Origin of the sequence: Pseudomonas viridiflava (assembly GCF_003702045.1) — a bacterium.
GTDB lineage: Bacteria > Pseudomonadota > Gammaproteobacteria > Pseudomonadales > Pseudomonadaceae > Aquipseudomonas > Aquipseudomonas viridiflava_C.
The window spans coordinates 163,217-187,438 of sequence record NZ_RBTP01000012.1 but is presented as its reverse complement, the minus strand read 5'-3'; the positions used below and the strand labels follow the sequence as shown (position 1 = coordinate 187,438).

Here is a 24,222-nt window from a genome sequence, read left to right as displayed (position 1 = left end):
ACAGTCTGGTGCCTAAGCGCAATTATTTCCAATATGTGCCCCCGCGCAGGGTGTTCTGATTGCAGCCTTACGATGGATCTGGAAACCTTCGAACGTTTCCTGCGAACCTGATACACCTATTAGTCAAAAACACGGATGAAGTGTTCGGACTGTCGCTGTGCGAAATATTTCTTATCTGAACAGTCCTTGCTGGAGAACGCGTAAGTGGAGTTTTACAACGGATTTTTACTGAGCCTTTCGCTGTGCCTGGAAATCGGTCTGGCCAACATGGCGATGATCACCCTGTCGATGCAGCGCGGTTTCAGGCAAGGCGTATGGCTGGGCTTCGGGACCTGTATCGGTGACATGGTGTACGCGATTCTTGCTTTGGCGGGCATGGCGGTGTTGCTTCAGTACGAAGTGGTGCGCTGGGTGCTGTGGCTGGGCGGCTCTGCGGTCCTGGCCTACCTGTGCGTCAAGATGGTGATCAGCGCCCTGCAGGCAACGGCCGCCGTTAGCACGTCGGATACTCAATGGGGGCGAACAAACGGTGCGCTGTTCACCAAGGGCATCGTCCTGGCCATGTCATCCCCCAGCGCGATCCTGTGGTTCGCCGCCGTCGGGGGCGCGATCATCGCCAAACAGGGTGCCGACATGGACAGCTCGATCCTGTTCCTGTCCGGTTTTTTCAGCGCCGGGGTGGTCTGGACGCTGGTGCTGTGCGGTCTGGCCTATCATGGCGGGCAATTGCTGGGGGAGCGGATGCTGAGATGGACCTACATCGTCTCGGCCCTGATCTTCGCCTACTTCACGCTGTATGTGGTGGTGTCCGGCTATCTGGAATTCGTCAGTCCGCAGCCCGGCGTCGCGCATTGAAACGCTGGGCACCGATGGCACTAGCGAGCAGCACACGTCCCTGATTTGTCGCGAACTGTCGGCATTCGGACGCTCAGAGCGGTATGTGCGTCGTCGACAGCACCTGCCGCAACCCCATGAAGGAACGGATCTGCCGCACGCCCGGCAAGTACAGCAACTGTTCGGCATGCAGACGATTGAAGCTCTGGCTGTCTTTGGTGCGCAGCAGCATGAAGTAGTCGAACTCCCCTGTGACCACATGAAACTCCATACAGCCGGACACTTTCTGCGCTGCAGCTTCGAACTGCGCAAAAGAGTCCGGCGTCGAGCGGTCCAGCACTACGCCGATCAGCACCACCATCCCCGCGTCCAGCATTTCGCCATTGAGCAGCGCCACCACGCCCTTGATGACGCCGCTTTCCTTGAGTCTTTCCACACGCCTGAGGCAAGCCGGCGGGCTCAGCCTGACTTTTTCCGCCAGCGCCACGTTGGAAATGGACGCATCACGCTGCAACGTCTTGAGAATGGTGCGGTCAATGCGGTCCAGCGGGGGTGGCGCATCTGGCGTGAGCTTTTTGCTTCGTTCATTTATTGCTTTCATGTGCACTTCCACGAAATAAATAAAAGTTTTACTGGCTCGACACTAACGTTAATTCATTAATTGAACAATTCTTTGCAACCACGATTATCCGTGCATTTCCTATGATAGGTCCTGTCTCAGGCACAGCGTTAACGCCCCTGCCTGGTTTCACCTCTCAACGGAGACTCGATATGAACCTGAGCAAGTTCAAACGCTACCCTCTGACGTTCGGCCCCTCGCCCATCACACCGCTCAAGCGCCTGAGCGAACATCTGGGTGGCAAGGTGCAGCTGTATGCCAAGCGAGAGGACTGCAACAGTGGCCTGGCCTTTGGCGGCAATAAGACGCGCAAGCTGGAATACCTGGTGCCGGAGGCCATCGAGGGGGGATACGACACGTTGGTGTCAATTGGCGGCATCCAGTCCAACCAGACCCGTCAGGTGGCAGCGGTGGCAGCGCATCTGGGCATGAAGTGCGTGTTGGTGCAGGAAAACTGGGTCAATTACTCCGATGCGCTTTACGACCGGGTCGGCAACATCGAGATGTCGCGCATCATGGGCGCTGATGTGCGCTTGGATTCGGCAGGTTTTGACATCGGCATTCGTCCCAGTTGGGAAAAAGCGATGGCCGATGTGGTCGAGAGCGGCGGCAAGCCTTTCCCGATCCCGGCAGGCTGCTCGGAGCACCCGTTCGGCGGCTTGGGCTTCGTGCGCTTTGCCGATGAAGTGCGTCAGCAGGAAGAAGAACTGGGCTTCAAGTTCGACTACATCGTCGTCTGCTCGGTAACCGGCAGTACCCACGCTGGCATGCTGGTAGGCTTTGCCGCCGACGGTCGTGCGCAGCGGGTCATCGGTATCGATGCCTCGGCCAAGCCGGACAAGACCCGCGAACAAGTCCTGCGCATTGCCCGCAACACCGCAAAGCTGGTCGAGCTGGGCCGCGACATTACCGCCGAGGATGTGGTGCTGGACACCCGTTACGCCTACCCCGAATACGGCCTGCCCAATGAAGGTACCCTGGAAGCGATCCGCCTGTGCGCGCGTCTGGAAGGCGTACTGACCGACCCGGTCTACGAAGGTAAATCCATGCACGGCATGATCGACAGGGTCCGCAACGGCGAATTTCCGGACGGTTCGAAAGTGCTCTACGCCCACTTGGGCGGCGTGCCGGCCTTGAATGCCTACAGCTTTTTGTTCAAAGACGGCTGAGCCTGGTTCACCGAGCCGTACGCACGCTCGGCAGCCCGCGACTATCGCGGGCTGGCTTTATCGCGGTACTTGAACAATATCGCCTCAGGCGTTTAGTTGCATCACGCTGATTCAGCGCCGGGCGGGTCAATGCATGAAATCCGTATCAAACTAACTCGCCTGGACTGTTTAAATTCAACTAATCAGTGAACGCTCGGCGCACTTGCACGCTCTAATCGCGCAAGCTTCGCCTATTTACCAGAGCGTCAAGGTCGATGGACAACGTCAACTCCTTACAATCAGCCAACCCTGATGAGCTGTCCTTTCTCGACGACGGCACGCAGATCGGCGCACTTCTGCAAACGGCCGTTCTCAATGATTCGCCGCTGGGCCATCCTTCCCAGTGGTCCGGCTGCCTCAAGAATCTGATTGCCACGGCCCTGCCCGTGCATGCCCAGATCGTGGTGTTCTGGGGGCCGCAGTTCGTTGCGCTGTACAACGATGCCTATGCGCCCAGCATTGGTGACAAGCATCCGCGCGCACTGGGCCGTCCTGCCATCGAGAACTGGGGCGAACTTTGGGATGATCTGGAGCCGTTGCTGCAAGGTGTCCGTGACACCGGAAAAACCTTTTCGGCCAAAGATCGGCCGTTCTATATCAAGCGCTTTGGAGCCGGGGAAACCGTTTACTTCAATGTTTCCTACTCGGCGGTTTGCGAGGCCGACGGTTCGATTGGCGGCGTGTTGTGCATCGTCACGGAAACCACCGAGCGTGTGCAGTTCGAGCGGCGTCAGGCGTTCCTGATCGAGTTGGGACGAACGCTGCCCTCCACGTCCGACCCCTGCGCAATCGAGTGCCATGTGCTGAGCCGCCTGAGCGATGAATTGGCCGTTCAGCACATTGCACTCAACGTGATCGAAGACGATGGCCATTGCCTGACGATCCGTCAGGCCGAAATGAGTAATCGGCCAAGTTCCTCCGCCACCCCCTCGTGCTGGACCGACAGCATGTCGGCGGACTTGCGGGCAGACCGCGCGGTGCTGCACGAGAGTGCGGGAAGTCCCATCATTCCCGTCAATACCCGCATGGCGCGCTACCTTCAGGACGAGCCGCCCTGCACGATCTATGTGCCGGTCGTGCTGCATGGCAGGCTGGAAGCGGTACTGACGATTCAGCCATCGATCACCACGACCTTTGGCGACCACGAGCTGGAGCTTGCTCAAGAGGCCGCCAAGCAAGCCTGGCTGTGGATCAACCAGGCGCGTGCCGAGCGGGCCTTGCGCGATCTGAACGAGAGCCTGGAGCAGCGGGTCGTGACCATGCTGGCCCAGCGTGAAAAAGCCGTTGCCCAACTGCATGAGTCACGCAAAATGGAGATGGTCGGCCAGTTGAGCGGCGGCGTCGCCCATGACTTCAATAACCTGCTGACACCGATCATGGCATCGCTGGAACTGGTTCGTCGCCGCGTCGAAGACCCCCGCTCCACCCGACTGCTCGACAGCGCCATGCTGGCAGCCGATCGGGCCCGCACTTTGGTCGGCAGGCTGCTGACTTTCGCCAGAAGGCAAACGCTCAACCCGGAAGCCATCAGCCTTCACTGCCTGGTCGCTGAGCTAAAAGACCTGATCGAACGTTCACTGGGCCCCATGATAACGGTCGAGATCGACATCCCCGAGCACCTGCCTGCAGTGTTCGTCGATCCGCACCAACTGGAACTGGCCATCCTCAACCTGACGGTCAACGCACGCGATGCACTGGAAGACGGAGGGCGGGTAAGCATCAGTGCGCGATCCGACGTGATCGATACGCTTGCAGTCTCTGCCAACGGTGGCCACGTCCGGTTGACCGTCAGCGATAACGGCTGCGGCATGACTGACGACACGCTCAAGCATTGCGTGGAGCCGTTCTACTCCACCAAAGGCGTGGGCAAAGGCACCGGGCTGGGTTTGTCGATGGTTCAAGGGCTCGCCCTGCAATCGGGCGGTGAATTCGACATTCGTTCACAACCCGACCGAGGCACCGATGTGACACTGTGGCTTCCAGTGGCCAGTGGACCCGTAGCACAGGCAGACACCAAGCACCTGGAAGCACCGCTCATTCAGGGGTCTGTCCACGTACTGCTGGTCGATGATGAGGATCTGGTCAGGGACAGCACTTCACACCTGCTCAAAGATCTGGGCTATCAAGTGACCGAAGCGCCGTCAGCGGCGGTCGCGCTGGACCTGTTCGATGCAGGCCTGAAACCGGACATTCTGGTGACCGATTACGTCATGGCTGACACCACTGGCGTTCAACTGGCCAGACAGATACGTCAGCGCATGAACGACCTGCCCATTCTGATCATTACCGGCTACGCGAATGCCAAGCCAGTGCCGACAGACGATTTCGAGATCCTGGCCAAACCCTTCCGCCGTCAGGACATTGCCTCCCGGTTGGCGCACCTCGTTCAGAATGGCGCCTGAACCGGACGCGTCACTGAAGCCGAAAAGACTGCTGCATGGCCAAGGCCAGAAGGTCGACGGCCTCATCCTGCCGTGAACCTGCCGAGCGCATGAACACGACCTCATGCTCCGCAATGGCGGGCAATCCTTCCAAAATCTGCATCCCCTGCGAGACACGCGCTCGGTCTATGAGGCTGAGCCCAAGGCCCGCTTCCACGCAGGCCTTTACCGCCTGATTGGACGGACTCTCCAGCACCACACGCACTGTGTGCCCGCTCTGTTTGAGTGACGCCATCATGGCTTGCCGATACGGGCACTGCGCCGCATGTACCGCCAGCGCAAGCGGTTGAGCAGGATTGAAGGCCTGATTGGCCGCCCCCACCCAGACCGGTTGGGTCGATACCAGCACCTGTGTGTGTTCACCCGCTTCGCCCTTCGGCAACGCCAGCACGGCGGCTTGAAGCTTACCGCGCAGCACGTGGTCGCGAAGGGTGTAGCTCGGCCCGGTCTTCAACTCCAGCACCACGTTGGGCCAAGCGGCCATGAATGTCGGCAGGATGTCGCGGATGACATGCGTCGCGTACTCGTCGGGTACGCCCAACAGGATGCGACCGGCCAGGTGAGTCCCGTGCAGGTCCGCCAACACCCGGTCATGCGTCGCCAGCAATTCGGTGGTGGACACCAGCAAACGTTTGCCCAACGCCGTCAGAGAGACCGACTGATTGTCGCGATTGAGCAAGCGACCACCTGCCACAGCCTCCAGTCGCTGAACGTGGACGCTCACGGCTGCCGGACTTTTATGAAGCTGGTCGGCTGCCGCTGAAAACTTTCCGGTGCGCACTACGGCATGAAAGGTTCTGACAAGTTCGATATCCAGGGTCGGCGTCATGATTCAATCTTCTTGAATAACTGATGCGGTTTATTTTGATTTATTAGATTACACCTGTTTCGTAGTCTGTGAGCATGAACCAGCCAATCGCGTTACCCCACAGCAAAAACACCCTCCCCGCTCATCGCCGATCCGTGCCGCTCCCCCTGCTCGAAGCGGGACTGATTCTGACGTGGAGCTCGGGCTTTATCGGCGCGCGCTTCTCGATGGACTACGCCTCCCCCTTGCTGGTGGTGCTCTGGCGCTGCGTCCTGGTGTGCCTCATTCTGACGCCCTTCGTTTTTCGACAACTGAGGCGATCGTCACTGATCTCGCTGCTGAAAAACGCAGGCATCGGCCTGCTGGCAATGACCGGCTACCTGGCGGGCATCACCCAGGGCATCGCGTTCGGCGTACCGACAGGACTGGCCGCGCTGTTCGCTGACTTGTTGCCCATCGGCATGGCGCTGCTGGCGGCAGGCGTGCTGGGGCAACGGTTAAGTGCGCGGGTCTGGGTCGGATTGGTGGCCGGCCTGCTGGGCGTTGTCATCGCCACCCACGGCGCGCTGGCATGGGGCAAAGCGCCTTGGTGGGCCTATGGCCTGCCATTGTTGGGCATGCTGTCGCTGGCCATCGCGACGCTCTGGCGCAAGCAGCTCCCCGCGTCCCAACACTTGGGCTTGCTGCCCAACCTATGGTTGCAGTGCGCCGTATCCGGGATCGTCTTCGCCGTCGTCGAAGGCATGCAAGGCGGCCTTGCCCCCGTCCCGAACACCGGGTTTGCGCTGAGTGTGCTGTGGACGGCAGGCTTGTCGACCCTGGGCGGCTATGGACTTTACTGGGCATGCCTGCGTCGAGCGACGGAAACGCGAGTGGCCAGCGTTCTCTACCTCAGCCCGCCGGTGACCATGTTGCTGGCGTGGGCGATGTTCGATGAATCGCTGTCATGGCAGATGGCGTTGGGGATGGTGGTGTCCGGGGTCGGTATCTGGGTGGTGATCCGAGCGGAGAAGCCCAAGGCAGAGCGCGCCTGAGCTGTGCTGTGTGTTTGACACGGCACGCGCAATAGATGGGTGGCTATGAGTCTCCACTACCCCTCCTAGGCTGCGCTATTTCGCAGCAAATATCCGATCGTGGGAGGCGACTTGCCTTGTATGAATTCGGCGCGGTGTGTCAGCCGAACAGCGTATCGTCCATCCTCTGAGCACCATCCAGATCAGGTTTCTCTCAAAAAATTGCTTTTTTTCAACGAGTTATCTGAGAGACGCCTTGCCAGCGAACTTCAGAAAAGCCCTACATTTATATGATCAGCTTTTCGAGTAAGGTTGGGCTTGTTGGAAATTACTTCTTTGCTTTTAAGCCTCCATATCCGGAGGTTTTTTTGTATCAGAAACAAGGATGTCTTATGGCGAGTAATCAAGGCCTGGCCCAGTGCCGAACGTACTGCGACCTGCGCCAATGAATGGATCACCGAAACGCGCTGCGGACGCTCCAGATGCTCAAAATCGAGAATACACAACGCCTCCAAAGCCTGTCTCTACAGAGAAACCGATACCTATCGGGTGTTCATTTACCAAACCTTGCAAGCTACCTAACGGCACCATTGACTACGTCAGTCCATCTGGAGCTATTCCTACCGACGCGGTCAACGAGTATGGCGAGCTTATCCTGCTCGGCGCTCGTCAAACGGATCCCCACAGCAGCATCCCGCTAAAAAAAATCAACGGTAACGCGTTACCTACTGCACTGGGAACCCTCTCACTTGACGGAGCGGCTTTTGCCGCGGGTAAAGGGATTGCTGCAATTGGATCGGAGACTGGAGCTGGCCTAGTCACAGCTGGTGTTGCAACGGGTGTCTTGGTCGGAGTGGTTGCGCTGCTCTGGCCATCAAGCCTCGGTGATAGCAGCCTCTACACCGACGAACAGCTTAGGTCGCTCAAGAAAGGCCGAACACGTGTCAGGTTTCATGTTGAGCAACAATCCGACGGGACCCTGAAAGGTTACGGTTACAACACGCAGAAGCGTCGCGATTGGGAAATGATTCCGGTCGTGCAGTTCAGGGCACAACGCTCGCAGCAAGTGGCAGATTTCGGTAACGGCGTTACGTTAATTTGGACGCCGGCCGTAAAACCCTCCGACACTTTGGGAATTCCGGCACTGGGAGCCTCACCACGAGCCCCACACATCTGGATTTATCCGCCAACCGAACAAGCGGATAACATGATCATTGACCCGATTCACCCACCAGATTACAAAGACTTTATCCTTGTTTTTCCGGCTAATTCGGGCATAAAACCTCTGTACATTGTGCTGAGTCTTTCAGGACTGAGCTATCAACCTAAACCTGACTTCTTACCCGCGTTTCCAGATGCCAAATGGGCAAAGTCGAAAACGTCAATTCAAGGCGGTCACGGTTTGCGGCCACGATGGAAGAGCAAGGATGGCACCATTTACGAATGGGATTTTCAGCACGGTGCTGTTGAGAAATATAACAAACGAGGCAAGCACTTAGGCGAGTTCGACCACGAAACTGGCCATCAAAACAAACCTGCAGATCCCGCAAGGAAAGTAGAGCCATGAAGCATATGATTATGGGAGTTCCTCACGGTGAGGATTTTGCTTCTTATGAAAAGGAGATTCCGGCCTCTGCCGCAGACCTAAAATCACTAATGGGTTGGGTGAAGGATGACGATTGTGTGTACGACTATCGGCTTACCGATCAGCAAATTAGCGCTATAGAACAGCTTTACTCACTTGAGCTCCCCAAAAATCTGGAGCTTTTTCTTACGTGTCACGTCTGAGCCCATACCTTTGACTTGTACGAGGGGCATCAGGCGCCTTTTGATTTTTAAAACGTCTTCAGGCAGGTTCAACTTACCGGCAAGGCATTCTTCCAGGCAGCCCATCAGCGATGAGCTAACGCGATCGTGGGCAAGCGCACTCCTACAAAAACAAAGAAGCATTTTTCAGAGCACTACGGCTGCTTGATGGGGGCCTGCATTCTGCTGCAAGCCCCCTTCTCATGCCTCAGATCCGAAACCGCGCCACCATGTTCTGCAGGTCGCTGCCCAGGCGGGCCAATTCCACGGTCGAGGCTGCGCTTTGCTCGGTGGCTGCTGCGGATTGATCGGCAATGTCGCGGACGCTGAGTACACTGCGGTTGATCTCGTCCGTCACGGCACTTTGCTGCTCCGCAGCGGCTGAAATCTGCTGGCTCATTTGCTCGATGGTGCTGATCGACTGATTGATTTCCACCAAGGCCTGCTCGGCCTGGCGCGCCAATACCACAGTGCCTTCGGTGCGTTGCAGGCTGGCGTCCATCAGGCCGGATGCAGCGCCGGTGCCTTGTTGCAAAGCCTGGATCAGCGCTTCGATCTCGGTTGTCGAGTTCTGGGTACGTTGAGCGAGCGAGCGGACTTCATCGGCCACCACCGCAAAACCACGGCCCTGTTCACCAGCCCGCGCCGCTTCGATGGCGGCGTTGAGCGCCAGCAGGTTGGTCTGCTCGGCAACCGCCTTGATCACATCGATCACACTGCCGATCTTGCTGCTGTCTTCGGTCAGGCGCTGCATGGCCTGGCCCAGTTCTTTGACCTCACCCGCCAACTGGCCGATTTCCCGAGTCGCATGCTGGACCACGCTACTGCCGTGGGCGGCCCGCTCGCTGGCCTGTTTGGCTGCGCTGGACGCGTCTTCGGTATTGCGTGCGACTTCCTGGACGGTCGAGGCCATCTCGTTCATGGCCGTGGCAACCTGATCCACTTCGTGCTTTTGCTGGGCAACACCGGCGCTGGTCTGCTCGCTTCCGGCCGACAGTTCCTCGGCCGCTGTTGCGATCTGGGTGATGCCGTTACCGATGCCGCCAATCAGGCCGCGCAGCGATACGGTCATGTGTTGCATGGTGTTTTGCAGCAGACCCAGCTCGTCCTGACGCGTGGTTGCAGTGTCTTGAGTCAGATCCCCGCCAGCGATTCGGCGAGCGGCGATGACGGTGTCGTTCAACGGAATCGTTATCTGCCGGGTAATGATGACCGCCGCGAAAATACCGATCAGCAGCACGACCAGCGCCACACTCAACAACTGGACGATTGCGGTGTCCTGCTCGCGCTTGGCGCTGACCACTTGAGCGGCTGCAAGCTCGTCGGCACGGGCCGCCGTTGCGATGGACTGTTGTTGCAGGGCGCTGCGCATTTGATCGGTCTGTTGCAGCATCTCGGAGATGGAGGCCATCAGCACCTTGTATTGCTTGAGGGCCGACAGCGCGGTGTCTACAGCGCTATTGGCCTCTACCGGCAACTGGCTGCGTGCAGCCGTGACCTGGGCGATGAGCGCGTCAGCCGCATTGAACGTCGCCTGCCGGTTATCGGCGGTCGGAATGCTCAGGTAGCGGCGGAACACCAGGCGAAAGTTGGTCATGCCGTTGCGCAGGTCACCGGCGATTTGTACTTGCCGAATCCCGGTTTCACTGGGCGCACGCAAGGTGTCGTCGATGGTTTTCTGCAACAGGTTTTCGAAGGTTGCGCTCACCTCGTCCGACACTTTGATCAGCGGCTTCAAGGCATCATCGACTTTCTGGTTGATACTGACCAGTTGATCGAACGTCTGCTTCAGACCGCCGATCTGTTCCTTGATGTCTTTGAGTTTGGCCAGGTTGCTGGAAACGACAAAGACCTTCAGCCCACGTTCGACGCTGGCGCTCAGGGTGTCCAGCGCACTGGCATACACTTGCACACCCGCTGCACTTGGGCCGGTTGCGTAGGCTTGTGCGGCAATGCGCGCATTGAGCACGTCATCCTTGATCTCTGCAATCTTGCTGCTTTTACCTAAACGCTCGATCAACAGGTTGGTGCTTGAATAACCAATTGCACTGACCGTTAACACGCCCAGCAGAATAGCGGCAAAGCCCAGCCCGAGTTTTTTGCTGACATTGAGATTGTTTAACCATTTTGCGCTCATAGCGGGTGCCTTCGATTTTTCGGAATGCCCGTCAATCGGCGCTGCACCTGTTAACTTGATAGGCCCCTTGATTGGAATAACTGATCAATTGATAGAACCTCGCCATAACCCGCGGTTTACAAGGCCTGGCGCAAGATTAAGTTTTATTTAACTTATCAAAGCGAACCTTTTTCAGATGACCGGTCGCCCTGCAACGCGCGCTCAACAGGATCATATGATTAATGACATAAAGTACGGATAATGACGATCACCCGTCCAACGCATCGGTGTTATGGATTGAGGCCGTTATTACAAAGCGAGAGTGTAAAAGCTTGAAAGATCTGACTCATGAAGAGCTGGAGGCTGAAGTCGCGCGTTTGCGCAGGGTTATTGAGGACGCAGGTCTTGAGTCGACGCCAAACGGCATGCTCAAGAACGTTGCAAGCGTGACTGCCCAGCACACCCAGGAACGTTACCGGTTGGCCGCCAAAGCCACCAGTGACGCCATCTGGGATTGGGATTTACAGGCCAACCAAGTGCTGTGGAATGAAGCGCTTGAAGACGCGTACGGACACCCGTTGGCCTCGGTGGACGTGACGGGAGAATGGTGGCTTTCCCAGATCCATCCGGATGAACGCGCACACGTCTACGCGTCGATCCATCAGGTCATCGACGGCACCGATACTGCGTGGTCGCACGAGTACCGCTTCCGCCGCGAGGACGGCACTTACGCCGATGTCCTGGATCGAGGCCACGTTCTGCGTAATGCCGAAGGCCAGGCGGTCCGCATGATCGGCGCGATGCTGGATATGTCGGGTATGCGCAAGGCCGAAACCGCACTGCGTCAGAGTGAACAACGTTTCAGAACCATTCTTGAAACCATCGAATCCGCGTTCGCCATCGTGGAAGTGAAATTCGATGCCGACGACCGACCGATCGACTACCGTTTTGTGGAAGCCAACCCGGCTTTCGAGCGTCAGGCGGGCGTCAACCTGCGGGGGAAATGGGTCACCGAGTTCGCACCGGACCTGGAGCGTTTCTGGTTCGAGACGTATGGACACGTTGCCAAAACAGGGGAACCCGCAACGTTCGAGAACTATGCCGAGGCGTTCAAGCGCTGGTTCGATGTCCGCGCCGTCAGCGTCGGAGATCTGGCCGACAGGCAGATCGCGATCATCTTCAGCGACGTCACCGAGCGGCGAAATGCTCAGGAACGTCTGCGCATCAGCGAAGCCGTCGCTCGGCAGAACGTGGAGCGTGTTCAGCTTGCCCTGGCGGCGGGCGCGATCATCGGCACCTGGCATTGGGACGTGCAGAGTGACAGCCTCACTATCGATGAGGCGTTCTCGCGTGCATTCGGCCTCGACCCAGCCATTGGACATGAAGGCCTCACCATGAAGCAGGTCATCGGTTCCGTTCATCCCGAGGACAGGGCCGGGCTCAAGACCGCAATCGAAGAGGCCATCGAGAAAGGAGGCGCCTACGCTCACCAGTACCGCGTACGTCGCGCCGATGGAAAATATTACTGGATCGAAGCGAACGGCCGGGTGGACCTCGCCGAAGACGGCACTGCCCTGAGCCTGCCAGGCGTGGTCATTGACGTCGAAGGCCGCCGCTCGGTGGAAGCCGAGCGCGACCGCGCCACCGCCGCCTTGCGCGCACTGAACGAAACCCTGGAACAGCGCGTGGCAGAACGAACCGTCGAGCTGATGCAGGCCGAAGAAAAACTGCGCCAGTCACAGAAAATGGAAGCCGTCGGGCAATTGACTGGCGGCCTGGCTCACGACTTCAACAATTTGCTGGCAGGTATCTCGGGCGCTCTGGAACTGATAGCACTGAGGACTTCGCAGGGCCGATGGCAAGAAACTGAAAAGTACATCCTGACCGCACAAGGCGCTGCCCGCCGTGCCGCCTCGCTGACTCACCGCCTGCTGGCCTTTTCCCGCCGGCAGACCCTGGACCCGCGACCCACGGATGTGAACATGCTGATGGAAGGCATGGGCGAGCTGATCCAACGTACAGTGGGGCCCAGCATTACCGTCGAGACGTTGGGCGCGGTCGATGTCTGGCCGACGCTGGTGGATGCCAGCCAGCTTGAAAACGCTCTGCTGAATCTCTGTATCAATGCCCGCGACGCCATGCCGAATGGCGGACGCATCACCATCGAGACGGCCAATGTGTGGATGGACCCTGACACGGCCCGTGCGCACGAGATGTCGGAAGGCGACTACCTGTCGCTGACCGTGACAGACACCGGTTCGGGCATGGCCCCAGACATCATTGCCAAGGCATTCGACCCGTTCTTCACCACCAAACCCATCGGCCAAGGCACCGGGCTGGGGTTGTCGATGATTTACGGGTTCGCCAAGCAGTCCGGTGGTCAGGCGCGCATATGCTCAGCCGTCGGACTGGGCACATCGATATGCATCTACCTGCCTCGCTACCACGGAGACGCAGACAAGCAGACCCGCGAGATCGACAACATGTCTGCAGCGCCGACCCAGTCCGGCGAAACCATTCTGATCGTGGATGACGAGCCGAGCGTGCGCATGCTGCTGATGGATGTGCTGGGCGGTCTGGACTACAGCCTGATCGAGGCAGGAGACAGTGTCGCGGGCTTGAAGGTGCTGCGGTCTGACGTTCACATCGACCTGCTCATTACAGATGTCGGCCTGCCTGGTGGCATGAACGGGCGGCAAATGGCCGATGCAGGACGTGAAGTACGGCCCAACCTGAAAACCCTGTTCATCACCGGCTATGCCGAAAATGCAGTCATTGGCGGTGGCCGTCTGGGGCCTGGGATGGAGGTGCTCACGAAGCCTTTTTCGATCGATACGCTGGCCACCAAGGTGCGCGAAATGATCGATGCGTGAAAACGCTTTGCGAATGTTCGGCGCAGTGGAATGGCTCTTTTCCACTGTATGCCGGACGCGTGTAAACCGGTGTCGCTGAGCACGCATGATTTCAGGGCACTCTGCGATGACACAGCAGTCTGCTCCTTACACCTTCTTTAACAGCGGAGCCCTCATGATCACTGTTCACCACCTCAATAACTCGCGTTCACAACGTATTCTCTGGCTGCTCGAAGAACTCGGCCTGCCCTACGAGATCAAGCGATACGAGCGCGACACCCAGACCAACCTCGCCCCGCCCGAGCTCAAGGCTGTTCACCCGCTGGGCAAGTCGCCGGTCATTCAGGACGGTCCTCATGTGGTGATCGAGTCCGCCGCCATTATCGACTACCTGATCCGTCGCCACGGCGATGGCCGTCTGCAGCCGGACCCTGCCACTGCCACCTACGACGAATACGTGCAATGGCTGCACTTCGCCGAAGGCTCGGCCATGCTGCCGCTCATGCTCGATCTGTACGTTGGGCGTCTGGGCGATGCGGGCGCGCCGTTGCACCCTCGTATCGAATCGGAAGTGGCCAACTACTTGGGTTATCTGAACGAAGCCCTGGGCCTGACGCCGTACCTGGTGGGCGAAGAGTTGACAGGCGCGGACATCCAGATGAGCTTCATCGGCGAGCTGGCCAAGGCGCGCGGCAAGCTGCAGCCATACCCGAACGTGGCGGCCTGGGTCGACACGCTTCAAGCCCGACCTGCGTACCGCACGGCGCTGGAAAAAGGCGGCGAATACTCGTTCGCCAAATAAGACGAAGATCGGTCGGCCGGGCGTTCTGCGGCGCCCGGCTGCCGTTCACGGGATGATCAGCGATTGTTGCGCAGGATCGAAAAGTTCAGCGCTGCTGCCACGCAGAGCCAGAGCAAGTAGGGAAACAGCATCAACCCGGTCAGCACGTCCAGACGCAACGCCATGACCAATAGGGTCGCCACGACCAGCCAGAGTACTGTGATGATCACCATCCCGGCGAACAGCTTGTGCGCGCCGAAGAACACTGGCGTCCACAGTGTGTTCAACGCTATCTGTGCCGCCCACAGCGCCAACGCTTCCTGACTCCCAGGCATAAGGCTAAGCCGATAACCCGCCCAGGCCAGCAACAGGTAAATGATGGTCCAGGCGACTGGAAACAACCAGTTTGGCGGCGTAAAGCTCGGCTTGGTCAACGACTCGTACCATTGGCCAGGCTTGAACATGATGCCGGTGCTTGCAGCGGCCGCGCAGGCGAGGAGAAAAATGAAGAAGGTCATCGTCGGTCCTTGAGAGGAATAAGGGTCTGGCGCTTACCCTTCAATGACTCGATTGCGGTGTCAGAAATTCAATTCGCGGGTGGAGTTTATTCCGTCGCGCAGCAAACACTGTAGTGGTCAACTATCGTCGGAACCTACATCTTGCCTGTAACGGACGCGACTCGCCGACGTCTTTCCTCCATCCGAATCATTAGCATCATGGTGTCGTCGTACACTCAGCTTATTGATGTTAAGTAAGCTCAGCCATTCTCGAAAAACAGCGTGCGCTCAGTGCCTCTTTTTGGCGGGTAAGTCCCGGTACGATTCAGGCAATCATGTAGGCTCTGCTTCAGAAAAAATAAGAATTTCATGGGTAACTCCCTATCGCTAGCGACACAACCCACGATTTAGCACACCGTGGTGCATACTCACCCCCTAGCGCCCAACCTTCCTGTCTGGACATCAAATGACACCCAACGCAGAACACTACAACCCTTCCACCGAGTACGCGGACAAGCTGATTTCGCGCATCGGGCAAACACCTTCGTGGATCGCCAAGCGTATTGGTGTCACTGACAAGCGAATCAAGTACATCCTTGAAGGCGAACGAACCGTCAAGGGAGACACCACCCCGATTCAAATGACATACACAGAGCAGTTTGCTCTAGAGTGCCTTGCTGCCGAGGCCAAAGCTCAGAAAAAACAGGCTTCTGTTGAGCCGTAAACGGTGTGAAATAACGCTCCAGCGCCTCGACTGGTGGAGCTTGCGCCCCACTGACGATTGAAACGATTGCAAGGCGGTGATCCTGACCGGAAAACTCGATACGCCTGGCTGGTGCAGTCACGCAAGTCGTCGGCTGCGGCTTCAACCGCCAAGTGCTGGATCAGCTCGCAGAACAAGGCACGGCCATTCAACCGAGCACGTTTAGCGTGCCGTCGCTAATCCCACAATCACCATCCCCCCCGCCCATTTTATCCGGCAGAAAGACTGTGAGATCGTAGGGCAGCAGCACCGTGTCCAATGCAAAAGAGAACGGCACGTCAATCAGCAGGGGCCAGCTTGACGGACCGGAGTGAGTGCCCCATGCCAAACCCTCGCGGGTGCCAGGGTAAAGACAACGCTCACCGTCCAGGTGAAACATCAAGCTCCAGCAGCCACTCAGTGACAGCAAGGTAGCCACTATCAAACATCGCTTGATCATATATTCCCTCACAGCATGCACGGAGTCCGTGGCAGTTTACTGACCGCCGAGACGGTGACTGCGTTGCACCTAGCAATACGAGAAATCTTTCGCCAAGCCAAAATGGCGCAGCAATGATTTGACGCCCTGCCCCGGCGCTGCGAAAGCTTGCATATTACTGGGTGATTCAAGGGCAGCGCTCATCTGATTCATATGCGCAGGCAAAACGGTAGCGGCGAGTTCTTCAAACGTATACGAGCATTCGTGCAAAGCCATGACTGAAAAATCCGTTTAGAGGGTAAATGAAGACGCCTGTGGGCACTACGTTGGCAGGAAACGCTATAAATTGAAAATCATGACATGGGTCGCGTTGTCTTCGGCCGCTCTTTTGAAACCGCATCGCCGATAAAAAGCATCTCCTTCAGCCGTATCAGTGAACAGTCGCACCTGGCTGAAGTGTCGAGCGGCATGGTCGACAAGTTGTTCCACCAATACTCGCCCGATGCCCTGCCTTCTTGCTGAAGGCAACACATACACCCTGCGCAGCCTGCCAGCGCGGTTTTGTACGTAAGGATCAACTGAAACGCCTCCGATGCCGATCAGGCAGCCACCCAGTACAGCGGTCATTAAGCATTCTCCAGGCGCGTCAAAGCGATTCGCACCACTGTTCCACTCCGCAACCAAACGTGTCAGAAACCTGTAGCCTTCCTCGGCTGCCGTCAGTGCCAATGACTGGATCTGCGGCGGAAGTTGTGTAGTCCGTTGAATCTCGATTTGCTTCATAGATGGCCCCTGATCTAACGCCATGTGCTGCAAGATGAGCGACGCTTATTCAAACCACCCCCTCAAACGGTTCGTGACGAAGCACCACGTCATAAAGCGTCGGCGTCAAGGATCCTGAGCCAAGGCCAGCGGGCCTGATAACTTTTAGCCTTCTGCTCGAACAAGTCGGGATGGTAGTTCTGTGGATTAATCCTGAGGATGCCCTGATCCACGTCATCCAGCCCATAAGGCGCGTAGACGTCACCCGTTTCGATGTCCAATCCAATACAAGTGCCGGAAATCAAATACCGGTCGACGCCTTCTTTGGTCGAGCGAAGCTGGGGGCATTCACGGCCAAACCGCTCGTGATACCAAAGGTGGACACGGGCCTGGTTCTTGATATCAATATTGACGTCAAGGTCGCTGAAGAGACGTCTGGTTGATTCAATGACCGTGCTCTCGGCCGCCCATGACAGGTCGGTATCAAAGTAGAAAACATCGTAATCTTTTACGCCCCACTCAGGCGGCGACTGCATTTGGCAATTCCAAACAGCCTGGAACAGGCAGCCTGCCGTCAGCATGCACTGGTTTAAACCCAACGAAGGCAACCGGGAGCTGATTGCCAGATTCACGGGGTTGGTCATTGCGATCCTGACCAGCTCTGCGGCGCTCAATGTCATGTTCATCCCTTGAAAGTCTATTCGGTGCAGGCTAGCGACCTTACATCATTAAGTTGAACATGTTGGCAACTGGATTGAGGCCACTGGCTTGAACGGAAAACGTTCACCGAAAACAGTTATCCATGTATCAGACGTACGATCCAACGGGGGCGGTTTGAAGCGTGCGTATCCACACAGCGGCTATTCAGCGCCGCCCCGGCATGAGCGCGATTGACAGATTCCCGAGCGCTCTTTGTAATAGCGCTCGCTGATGAATGATGCAAAGGACCTGCAATGAGCAAGAAGCCGTATTCCGACCGGGGCGATCTGCTTCGTGCACTGACTTTCCTACCGCTGGGTCTGTTCCTGCTCTGCTTCACCGTCTGGCTGATCCAGTACCAGCTCGACTTTCTGGCCCATGCGCAACGTGCCGAAGGACATGTCAGCGCTCTGAATGCGGGCGGTAGCCACCCGCAAATCGACTTTGCCGACGCGACCGGCAAGGCGGTCAGCTTCCCTCAGGGTGGATTGATCTTCGGCTATGCGGTGGGCGATTCGGTCACCGTGCTCTACCGTGCCGAATCCCCGTCCAGCACTGCGAGTCTTGAAAGCCTTGGCGCACTGTGGGGCGCAAACCTGATGGTGGGCATGTTCGCCATCGTATTCACTGCGGGAGGCGGCACCCATTTGGCCGCCTGGATTCGACGACGCAAGACGGCGCAACCTTGGCAGGGTGGGTAGCGACCCGCCTTAACCAGCGTCAACGGCTGACTCAGTGGCCGACCAAAACGGCAGGTTGAAACCGGCCTATGATTCGCCGGACGCAGGTCTGACGACGCCTTTGATATCCCTGTTTCAGGAGCGGTCAATAATGGTCAATCATGCAATACGCTATGTGATGTCGGTCTTGCCCCTGTTGGCGTTGTGCGAACCCGCCCATGCGGCAACGTGGCAGATTTGCAGCATGGAACTGCGTATTACCGCGGTATTGAACGACCCGTATCCGCACTTGAAAGCCAAGGTTCTGAGGGTGCGACCGGCATCGCCCACCATAGAGTGTCCGGATAAAGACGCGACCATCCTGTTTAGCCCGGAAACCACGGATTACCAAAACATACTCCCGCGCCGACAATGGCCCAAGAAAGGGGCGTCTGTGCATGTCGACTACCGGTATCTGGATGGTCTGTGCAAAGGAGAGGGCCATAGCTACGAGTGCCGCATCAAGCACTACCCGATAGTCAGCCCATGAATAACGAACGCTGCCGACTGTTTTGGCTGGGGCGATCTTCAGCAACACTGCCTTCAGGAACACTGCAATCCGAGTCCAGTGCGCTCGCGCGCCAGCAACCCCGTGCGAACGTTCGTCCAACAGCCATCCGCATCAGACTGGTCATCGCCCTGCCCTTTTTCGCCGCCCGGTAAGGTGGTTGTCTGTCAGGCAGACGGCATCACTCCGCTCAGTAACCTTAAAAATTACTTTGACAGGTTACACGACACATCGTAACCTTTATTTTCAATTTTAAAGGTTACTCAAGGACTCGTTATGTCTTCTTCCACATCAATCGCAGCAGCCGGACTCACGGCCTCCCTGCTTGCTGGCGGTGCCCATTGCGCCGAATCGACTCACCCTGTCCATTACCGCTACGAGCAGGTCGGTGATGTAAAGATGTTCTACCGCGAGGCAGGCGACCCCAGCGCACCCACGGTTTTGTTGCTTCACGGCTTTGCCGCCTCATCGTTCATGTTCCGCGACCTTATTCCCGAGCTGGCTGATCGTTATCATGTGATTGCACCGGATCTGCCAGCATTTGGCTTCACCGAAGCGCCAGCGAAAAGCGCTTACAGCTACACCTTCAGTCAACTGGCGAAGACCATCGGCCAGTTCACCGAGCAGCTGAAACTCAGCAAATACGCATTGATGGTGCATGACTACGGTGCCCCGGTAGGATGGCGTCTGGCTGTCGCCCACCCGGAGCGAGTGACCGCGATCATTTCCCAGAACGGCAACGCCTATGCGGAAGGACTGGGTGATAGTTGGGCTCCAATCCAGAAGTACTGGCACGAACCCACGCAACAGAACCGGGATGCCCTGAAGGACTTCCCCACGCCAGCGTCGATCAAGTGGCAATACCTTGAAGGCGTCGCGGACAAGAGTTCGGTTTCGCCAGACGGCTACACGCTGGAAGGGCTTCAGGTGTCGCGGCCAGGCAATGCGGACATTCAGTTGGACCTGGTGCTGGATTACGCCTCGAACGTCGCGATGTACCCGACCTTTCAGGCGTACTTCCGCAACTATCAGCCGCCCTTACTGGCGGTGTGGGGAAAGAACGATCCATTCTTCGTTCCCGCCGGAGCAGAAGCCTGGAAGCGCGATATCCCCAAGGCTGACATACGCTTCTACGACACCGGGCACTTCGCCCTCGAAACCCACGGCAAGGAAATCGTCCCTGTGATACGTGAGTTTCTGGACAGGAACGTTCAGTAACCTGGACGCTGTGGCAGGCAGCGCAATGCTGCCTGCACATCAATGACCGGCGACCAATTGACCGGACTGCCTGACACCTTGGGTAAAACCATGTACGCGCGCTTGCGATGCAATGACCAAACCTGCCAGCAACAGCATCAACAGGACCCAAGGGAATGAACCTGCGCCCCATTGGCCAAGCAACACGCCGCCCACTATTCCACCGCCTGCGATCGCGCTGTTCCAGACAACCACATTCATCGACAGCGCAACGTCAGCGCCCTCCGCTGCCGAATCGGCAAGGGCCGTTTGCAGCAGCGTCGCGGCGCCGCCAAACGTCAGGCCCCAGATGAAGACTCCAATGTAGATGGCCAAGGTAGAGCCCGGAAACAGGCCAAAGAAAACCGACACCGCAGCGAAGATCGCGAGGCTGGCCAATACCGTCGTTCGCAAATGACGATCCACCAGACGTCCCGTGACCCAGATGCCAGCCAGTGCGGCCACACCAAATGCCAGCAACACCACGTCGACGTCATTCGCCAGTCCGGCCTCGGAAACGAAAGGCGCGACGTAGGTATAAAGAATGTTGTGCGCCAGCATCCAGGTGAAGACAACGCCGAGCACGGAGCGCACACCAGGAGTGAAAAAAACCTGCCGCAATGCCATGCGCTCGGAGGACGACTGGCCGGGATAGTCCGGCACCTTGATCAGCACCCAGGCGATCAATACCAGCGTCATACCGGACATCAACCCGAACGCCATGCGCCAGCCCATTAACCCACCCAGCCAGGTGCCCAACGGCACCCCAAGCGACAACGCGATGGGCGTTCCCACCATCGCGATCGCCATTGCCCGGCCCTGCAATTGCGGCACAACCATGCGCCGTGCATAACCGGCGATAAGGCTCCAGACCAGACCCGCGGAGGCGCCAGCGAAAAACCGTGCGACCAACGTCAGCCAATAGCTCGAGGACAGCGCCGTGACAGAATTGAATATCAGAAAGCCAAGGATCGGCAGCAGCAACACCGTTCTGCGACGCCAGCTTTGCGTGGCGATGGTTAACGGTATGGCCGCCAGTAACGACCCCAACGCGTAAACCGTCACCATCTGCCCGGCAAACGACGGCGAAACGGCCAGCCCGCTGCCGATCTCCGGCAGCAAACCCGCAGGCAAGGTTTCGGTCACAATGCAGATAAAACCCGTCATCGCCAACGCCAGTAATGCCCCAAACGGAAGTTTCCCGCCCTGTGTCTCATCTGTCGCCATGTCGCTCTCCCGACTAATATACTGATCGGTATAAATATAGGGAGAAGCGCACGGGTGGTCAATGACTTATGTATCGATTAGTATTTAAGTGCCTTTAAAGGAGATCCGACATGGCACAGATGGGTCGTCCGCGTACATTCGACCGTGACGCGGCAATCACTCAGGCAATGCATCTATTTTGGGAACACGGATACGACGCCACCTCCCTGAGTCAGCTCAAGGCAGGCATCGGCAACGGCATCACCGCGCCTAGCTTCTACGCCGCTTTCGGCTCGAAACAGGCCCTGTTCATCGAGGTGATGGAGCGATACCTCACCACCCACGGACGCGTCACCGACAGCCTGTTTGACACCACCCTTGCGCCCAGAGAAGCGATCGAACGCACCCTTCGCCGCTCAGCGAAAATGCAGTGCGAAGCCGATCATCCCAAGGGGTGCCTGGTGTCGCTGGGGTTAATGAGTGCGTGTTCAGACGAGAGCAAGGCCATTTCCGCGCCCCTCGCACGGGCGAGAGATATGAACCGTGCTGCCCTCGTTGACTGTGTCGAACGCGCCATTGAAGCGGGGGACTTGCCGAAGACGGTGATGCCGGAGAGCCTGGCTGCCGTGTTCGACAGCTTCATGCTGGGTATGTCGACATTGGCGCGCGATGGTATTTCGCATCAAATGCTGGATGCTGCGGTGAGTCAAGTGATGGGGTTGTGGGATAGCCTGAGTGGGAATGCAGCTGACCCATGACCAGCAAGCGCTGACCGTAAGTTTCAATACGTCGCAGCCTGTGCGGTTCGATAACCGTGCAGCGTGCAAAACTGATGAGGCAACGCGCCGGAGTAAGGTCAATGCCAAAGAAACCTCAAAGCAAAACAGCGACTGCTGCTGACATTGAGCACTCCATACAGGCGCTGAACACAATGGCTGAACGCCTGTGGGGCGATGGCCGGGAGGCAGAGGCAAAAGCTCTGCTCGACGCCCTGGATGCGTTAAACAGAGCGCTAGACAGAATCAGGATTGGAGAAAGCCGCAGAGTTCTTCATTGACCCGCTGTCCGATGCGGATCGTTGACTGACGAGCGGCCACGCCTATCAGACCAACGTCCACACCATCTCGCGACAATACGACTTACACCACGAATCGATTCACCAACTGGTTCAGGTTGACCGCCAGCTTCGACATCTCACCGCATGCGCTGGCCGTCTGGCTGGCACCTGCGGCGCTCTGGGTGGCCAGTTCGCGAATACTGACCAGGTTGCGGTCAACCTCGCGGGCAACATGGGACTGCTCTTCAGAGGCTGTTGCGATCATGAGGTTGCGCTCGTTGATCTGAATGATGGCCTTGGCAATCTGATCCAGCGAAGTACTGGCCTCTTGGGCAACGCCCAGAGACTCGGTCGCCAGGTCTTTGCTTGTGTTCATCGCTTTCACCGCCAGATCGGAATCGGTCTGAATCGCCGCGATCATCTGCTCGATTTCCTGTGTCGACACCTGGGTCCGATGGGCCAACGCTCTTACCTCATCCGCAACCACCGCAAAACCGCGCCCCTGTTCGCCTGCACGGGCGGCCTCGATGGCGGCGTTCAACGCCAACAGGTTGGTCTGCTCGGCAATCGCTCGAATCACTTCGACCACTTTAGAGATGCTCTGGGCACGATTCGACAAACCTTGAATCTGTTCACTGGTGTTTTCAACGTTACCGTTCAACTTCTGAATCGACTTCAAGGTCTGGGCTACCCGCGCCGAACCTTCTTCGGTAAAGCCCTGGGTACGCTTTGACTCTTCGGAAGCCGACTCTGCGTTACGTGCGACCTCGTCAACGGCCGCGCTCATTTCGGTGACTGCCGTTGCGGCCTGATTGACCTCGTCATTCTGGGCGACAAGGCCTCGACTCGATTCCTCTGTAACTGCTGTCATCTCTTCCGAGGCGGACGCCAGTTGAGTGGATGAATCGGCGATCTGCATGATCGTGGTGCGAAGGTTTGCCTGCATCTGCGCCAGCGCTTTCAGCAGTCGTCCGGCTTCATCAGTCCCGCTGACCAACACTTCCTTGGAGAGGTCACTGGCTGCGATGCGCTCTGCAACGGACAAGGCATCGTTGATGGGGGAAGTAATACTTTTCGTCAGCAGGAGTGCTAAACCAATCGTCAAGATGATGACAGCCGTGATAAGCCCAACAACGAGCCAGAGCCCATCGTTATACAAATCAGTCGCGGTCTGCCCGGCTTGAGTGGCACCTTGATTGTTGAAGTTGGTAAGGTCCTTGATCTGATCTTCCATTGCATTGGTCAGGGGGCGAATGCCGGTGCTGACCAACTTGACCGCTGCCGGGATATCACCCTGCTTCATCAACGGTTCGAGAAGCTCCAATTGCCTGGAGTAGGCATCGGCGCTGTTTTTCACCGGTGCGTAAATTGCACGTTCTTTGTCGCTTGCGATGAGTGGCTCATAATTTTCCACCGAATCAGTGAACGCCTTACGGTAGCCGGCAAAGCTCTCGATGGTCTTTTGAATGGATTGTGGATCAGCAAGGCCGCGCTGGGTTTCAAGCCTGAGGCGAAGGACCGTAGAATTCATCAACGACGTTTGTCGAATGCTGGCCATCCAGTTGAGTTCTACATCTTTTTCGGCATCCCTCAGCTTGCCCATTTGCAACACGGCGAATACACCCAGTACACAAACCAAAGCGATGATCAAGGCGAAAAACAGGGCGGCTCGTGGAGCCACATTTAGATTTCTTAAGCGCATGCGAGATTCCTGTTTTCCGTCGAATGATTGACACGTTCGCCACGCTATCGACTCAACGCCGGAAACTTTAGGCAGGCCCGAAGCAATGCACCGACTTAGAGCCACTGCAACTGCCTTCTTTTCTGTTCGGGTAGCCATCCCGGCACATGCTGTGTGTCAGGTGTAACAGAGGCCGCT

The 24,222-nt window shown here is 57.5% G+C and carries 24 protein-coding genes and 1 pseudogene; 14 read left to right on the top strand and 11 right to left on the bottom strand.

Annotation, left to right across the window (positions count from 1 at the left end; genetic code table 11):
- Nucleotides 1–204: 204 nt before the first annotated feature.
- Entirely contained in the window at nt 205–855 is a 651-nt protein-coding gene (locus tag ALP40_RS02920; RefSeq protein ID WP_122206788.1) for a LysE family translocator, read from the top strand.
- Between the two features lie 73 nt (nt 856–928).
- On the opposite strand, the gene ALP40_RS02915 is transcribed toward ALP40_RS02920, so the two are convergent.
- Nucleotides 929–1,435 carry an Lrp/AsnC family transcriptional regulator gene (locus ALP40_RS02915; RefSeq protein WP_122206787.1) on the bottom strand — a complete coding sequence of 169 codons (507 nt, stop codon included), beginning with the start codon at nt 1,433–1,435 and terminating at the stop codon, nt 929–931.
- 170 nt (nt 1,436–1,605) lie between these two features.
- Between ALP40_RS02915 and ALP40_RS02910 the strand changes: the two genes are divergently transcribed.
- Both ALP40_RS02910 and ALP40_RS02905 read left to right on the top strand, forming a co-directional pair.
- A complete protein-coding gene (locus tag ALP40_RS02910; protein ID WP_122206786.1) occupies nt 1,606–2,622 on the top strand; it encodes a 1-aminocyclopropane-1-carboxylate deaminase in 1,017 nt (338 codons plus the stop codon).
- 254 nt (nt 2,623–2,876) lie between these two features.
- Nucleotides 2,877–5,063: an ATP-binding protein gene (locus ALP40_RS02905; protein ID WP_122206785.1), complete on the top strand. Its 2,187-nt coding sequence runs from the start codon at nt 2,877–2,879 to the stop codon at nt 5,061–5,063.
- A 10-nt stretch (nt 5,064–5,073) separates the two neighbouring features.
- Here the strand turns inward: ALP40_RS02905 and ALP40_RS02900 are convergent, their stop codons facing one another.
- Complete coding sequence (locus ALP40_RS02900) at nt 5,074–5,931, bottom strand: LysR family transcriptional regulator (RefSeq protein ID WP_122206784.1); 858 nt, start codon at nt 5,929–5,931, stop codon at nt 5,074–5,076.
- Nucleotides 5,932–6,005: 74 nt separating this feature from the next.
- On the opposite strand from ALP40_RS02900, the gene ALP40_RS02895 reads away from it, so the two are divergent.
- From ALP40_RS02895 to ALP40_RS02885, 3 genes are all read left to right on the top strand, one after another.
- The gene (locus ALP40_RS02895) at nt 6,006–6,944 is read left to right on the top strand and encodes a DMT family transporter (RefSeq protein WP_122206783.1); all 939 of its coding nucleotides are present in this window, start codon (nt 6,006–6,008) and stop codon (nt 6,942–6,944) included.
- A 397-nt stretch (nt 6,945–7,341) separates the two neighbouring features.
- A complete protein-coding gene (locus ALP40_RS02890; RefSeq protein ID WP_259640669.1) occupies nt 7,342–8,490 on the top strand; it encodes a colicin E3/pyocin S6 family cytotoxin in 1,149 nt (382 codons plus the stop codon).
- Complete coding sequence (locus tag ALP40_RS02885) at nt 8,487–8,711, top strand: hypothetical protein (RefSeq protein ID WP_122206781.1); 225 nt, start codon at nt 8,487–8,489, stop codon at nt 8,709–8,711. The genes ALP40_RS02890 and ALP40_RS02885 overlap by 4 nt, the downstream gene beginning before the upstream one ends.
- A 226-nt stretch (nt 8,712–8,937) precedes the next feature.
- On the opposite strand, the gene ALP40_RS26010 is transcribed toward ALP40_RS02885, so the two are convergent.
- Nucleotides 8,938–9,642 (bottom strand): methyl-accepting chemotaxis protein, encoded by a 705-nt coding sequence (locus tag ALP40_RS26010; protein WP_375139984.1) that lies wholly within the window; start codon nt 9,640–9,642, stop codon nt 8,938–8,940.
- A gap of 42 nt (nt 9,643–9,684) precedes the next feature.
- Nucleotides 9,685–10,866: pseudogene (locus ALP40_RS26005) on the bottom strand (methyl-accepting chemotaxis protein); the annotation flags it as partial.
- Between the two features lie 404 nt (nt 10,867–11,270).
- On the opposite strand from ALP40_RS26005, the gene ALP40_RS02875 reads away from it, so the two are divergent.
- Both ALP40_RS02875 and ALP40_RS02870 read left to right on the top strand, forming a co-directional pair.
- Entirely contained in the window at nt 11,271–13,718 is a 2,448-nt protein-coding gene (locus ALP40_RS02875) for a PAS domain-containing protein (RefSeq protein WP_122207417.1), read from the top strand.
- Between the two features lie 154 nt (nt 13,719–13,872).
- Nucleotides 13,873–14,499 (top strand): glutathione S-transferase family protein, encoded by a 627-nt coding sequence (locus tag ALP40_RS02870; RefSeq protein WP_122206779.1) that lies wholly within the window; start codon nt 13,873–13,875, stop codon nt 14,497–14,499.
- A 56-nt stretch (nt 14,500–14,555) separates the two neighbouring features.
- Here the strand turns inward: ALP40_RS02870 and tspO are convergent, their stop codons facing one another.
- Entirely contained in the window at nt 14,556–14,996 is a 441-nt protein-coding gene (gene tspO, locus ALP40_RS02865; RefSeq protein ID WP_122206778.1) for a tryptophan-rich sensory protein TspO, read from the bottom strand.
- Between the two features lie 445 nt (nt 14,997–15,441).
- On the opposite strand from tspO, the gene ALP40_RS02860 reads away from it, so the two are divergent.
- A complete protein-coding gene (locus tag ALP40_RS02860; protein ID WP_122206777.1) occupies nt 15,442–15,699 on the top strand; it encodes a hypothetical protein in 258 nt (85 codons plus the stop codon).
- 187 nt (nt 15,700–15,886) lie between these two features.
- Here ALP40_RS02860 and ALP40_RS02855 read toward each other — a convergent pair whose 3' ends face one another.
- The 4 genes from ALP40_RS02855 to ALP40_RS02845 form a co-directional block, all read right to left on the bottom strand.
- Nucleotides 15,887–16,177 carry a YceK/YidQ family lipoprotein gene (locus tag ALP40_RS02855; protein WP_122206776.1) on the bottom strand — a complete coding sequence of 97 codons (291 nt, stop codon included), beginning with the start codon at nt 16,175–16,177 and terminating at the stop codon, nt 15,887–15,889.
- A gap of 69 nt (nt 16,178–16,246) precedes the next feature.
- Nucleotides 16,247–16,432, bottom strand: a complete 186-nt coding sequence (locus tag ALP40_RS25345; RefSeq protein ID WP_147478290.1) for a hypothetical protein — start codon at nt 16,430–16,432, stop codon at nt 16,247–16,249.
- Nucleotides 16,433–16,495: 63 nt separating this feature from the next.
- Nucleotides 16,496–16,939: a GNAT family N-acetyltransferase gene (locus ALP40_RS02850; RefSeq protein ID WP_122206775.1), complete on the bottom strand. Its 444-nt coding sequence runs from the start codon at nt 16,937–16,939 to the stop codon at nt 16,496–16,498.
- Between the two features lie 89 nt (nt 16,940–17,028).
- Complete coding sequence (locus ALP40_RS02845) at nt 17,029–17,598, bottom strand: nucleotidyltransferase family protein (RefSeq protein WP_122207416.1); 570 nt, start codon at nt 17,596–17,598, stop codon at nt 17,029–17,031.
- Nucleotides 17,599–17,871: 273 nt separating this feature from the next.
- Here ALP40_RS02845 and ALP40_RS02840 point away from each other — a divergent pair, with 273 nt between their 5' ends.
- From ALP40_RS02840 to ALP40_RS02830, 3 genes are all read left to right on the top strand, one after another.
- Complete coding sequence (locus ALP40_RS02840; protein WP_122206774.1) at nt 17,872–18,318, top strand: DUF3592 domain-containing protein; 447 nt, start codon at nt 17,872–17,874, stop codon at nt 18,316–18,318.
- 130 nt (nt 18,319–18,448) lie between these two features.
- Nucleotides 18,449–18,826 (top strand): hypothetical protein, encoded by a 378-nt coding sequence (locus ALP40_RS02835; protein ID WP_122206773.1) that lies wholly within the window; start codon nt 18,449–18,451, stop codon nt 18,824–18,826.
- Nucleotides 18,827–19,120: 294 nt separating this feature from the next.
- Nucleotides 19,121–20,062, top strand: coding sequence for an alpha/beta fold hydrolase (locus ALP40_RS02830; protein WP_122206772.1), 942 nt, complete (start codon nt 19,121–19,123; stop codon nt 20,060–20,062).
- Nucleotides 20,063–20,101: 39 nt separating this feature from the next.
- On the opposite strand, the gene ALP40_RS02825 is transcribed toward ALP40_RS02830, so the two are convergent.
- Nucleotides 20,102–21,307, bottom strand: a complete 1,206-nt coding sequence (locus ALP40_RS02825; RefSeq protein WP_122206771.1) for an MFS transporter — start codon at nt 21,305–21,307, stop codon at nt 20,102–20,104.
- 110 nt (nt 21,308–21,417) lie between these two features.
- Between ALP40_RS02825 and ALP40_RS02820 the strand changes: the two genes are divergently transcribed.
- Together ALP40_RS02820 and ALP40_RS02815 are read left to right on the top strand one after the other, a co-directional pair.
- The gene (locus ALP40_RS02820) at nt 21,418–22,044 is read left to right on the top strand and encodes a TetR/AcrR family transcriptional regulator (protein ID WP_122206770.1); all 627 of its coding nucleotides are present in this window, start codon (nt 21,418–21,420) and stop codon (nt 22,042–22,044) included.
- 101 nt (nt 22,045–22,145) lie between these two features.
- Nucleotides 22,146–22,343 carry a hypothetical protein gene (locus ALP40_RS02815; RefSeq protein WP_122206769.1) on the top strand — a complete coding sequence of 66 codons (198 nt, stop codon included), beginning with the start codon at nt 22,146–22,148 and terminating at the stop codon, nt 22,341–22,343.
- An 82-nt stretch (nt 22,344–22,425) separates the two neighbouring features.
- Here the strand turns inward: ALP40_RS02815 and ALP40_RS02810 are convergent, their stop codons facing one another.
- Nucleotides 22,426–24,045: a methyl-accepting chemotaxis protein gene (locus ALP40_RS02810; protein ID WP_122206768.1), complete on the bottom strand. Its 1,620-nt coding sequence runs from the start codon at nt 24,043–24,045 to the stop codon at nt 22,426–22,428.
- Nucleotides 24,046–24,222 lie beyond the last annotated feature (177 nt).